This is a genomic window from Bacillus cereus group sp. BfR-BA-01430 (genome assembly GCF_022663115.1).
GTDB lineage: Bacteria > Bacillota > Bacilli > Bacillales > Bacillaceae_G > Bacillus_A > Bacillus_A cereus_BD.
On the sequence record NZ_JAKUEW010000117.1, the window covers coordinates 1 to 213 of the forward strand.

Below are 213 nucleotides of genomic sequence, written 5' to 3' on the forward strand. Positions count from 1 at the left end.
GCTCCAGCGACTAGAATTTCGATCATTTCGTACCTTCCTGCCGAAGCAAAGAACGCTTCTATCGTCAGGCACTCCAATGCTCTTCAATTCTGAGCGAGTCGCTTCCGCTTTTTTTATTGGTTAAGTCCTCGATCTATTAGTATTCGTCAGCTCCACGTGTCACCACGCTTCCACCTCGAACCTATCAACCTGATCATCTTTCAGGGATCTTAC

The 213-nt window shown here is 46.9% G+C and carries 1 rRNA gene; it reads right to left on the reverse strand.

From position 1 onward, the window contains the following. Positions 1 to 116 precede the first annotated feature (116 nt). Positions 117 to 213 (reverse strand): 23S ribosomal RNA (locus MR058_RS23200); the annotation flags it as partial.